This window comes from Vibrio nigripulchritudo ATCC 27043 (assembly GCF_000222685.1).
Taxonomy (GTDB): Bacteria; Pseudomonadota; Gammaproteobacteria; order Enterobacterales; family Vibrionaceae; genus Vibrio; species Vibrio nigripulchritudo.
Map to the genome: position 1 here is coordinate 1 of NZ_AFWJ01000211.1, position 1,276 is coordinate 1,276.

Genomic DNA, 1,276 nt, shown 5'->3' on the forward strand with positions numbered 1-1,276 from the left:
GCCTAATTAAGCTGCCAAAAACGCACCAACACGTTTTATGCAAACCACCGTAAACACGATACTCAACGCAAGCTGAAAATGCCATGCGTTTTTGGTCTGCTTGAATTTTTTGTTATGTTTACCATTTTCTCGAGCTCCACCATACCAAAGAATTGAGGTGCTCATAAAAAGTGAGAAGTTAACCCCATCAGCTCAGATTTAAGTTGCCCAAGAACAATTGGGAAAGTGGTAGTTATTGCACTGCAAGACCTTTTCAGCATTGGCAAAAACGGCAACCATCAAACCCAAAAGCAAACGTAAACCAAAGACATATTAGCTGAAAATGAACAATTTACGACGAACCCTTATGACACAAAAATTCACGTACAACATAACGCCGCGTTAAGTAGTGAGCAACGCCACCACAAGACCTAAACCATTGTGCCGTAAACACTAAAGCTGAATCAAACTGAAAATGCCGAGCGTTGCGAATCTGTCTTAAACGCTTTGTTAGTTGCCAAACCCTAATATGATTATGAACTTACTCGTCTTTTTATTTTGAGTATCGACTCCAATGATTCCTTGGGTACACTTTTCAATAGCTTCTCTTCAGCACTCAAAAGCATAAGTACCTTGATGTAATCACAGAAGCTTATCGATCTAGCAACTTTAAGAATCAACTTACGTAGTGTTCGCAAATCTTGACGGAATACACCAAGTAATTCAGACCAGACATCTAGATAATAGTTTGCATCAAGTTGCTCTTCTGGGAATCGTATTTCCATTAGAAGAATAAACTCATTGTAAATGCGCTCCAGCTTATAAGCAGACACAGCATCTACCTTTGATAGTTCGTTTATCGAACGTTCTATCGATTTATCCAAACTTATCTTATTCTTCTCCGGCAAGTCTAAGTTAGATTGTCGAGTACTTTCAAATTTGGACATTAGTTCGTCGATAAGCTTTCGTCTGCTGTCTAAATCTGCATCATGTTTTACAAATATATCATGCAGCATCTCCATACTATCGCCTAGCTTCTCATTAAAGAAAGCTAATACATGATCAATTCTATTCTTTTGAAAATACAGATCTAGCATTGCAGGTAAAGCACTTGACCGAAACTGCTTTTCCTCACGACCAATTGCAAATAAACCAGACAGCTGACTAAGCAGCCAGCCAAGCAAAACTGCTATCAAAGGAATGATAATTTTAAAATATTCTTCCATCAAAAACTCGATCTTTAAATTTTGGCAAACTAACGCCGCATTAAGGTGTGAGTGGCGCTTAGCTATACTTG

General features: G+C 38.4%; 1 protein-coding gene. It reads right to left on the reverse strand.

All coding sequences use genetic code 11. The features are described from left to right. Positions 1 to 512: 512 nt before the first annotated feature. Positions 513 to 1,276: hypothetical protein (locus RH89_RS15190; RefSeq protein WP_004403748.1), on the reverse strand; the 764-nt coding region annotated here is incomplete at its 5' end.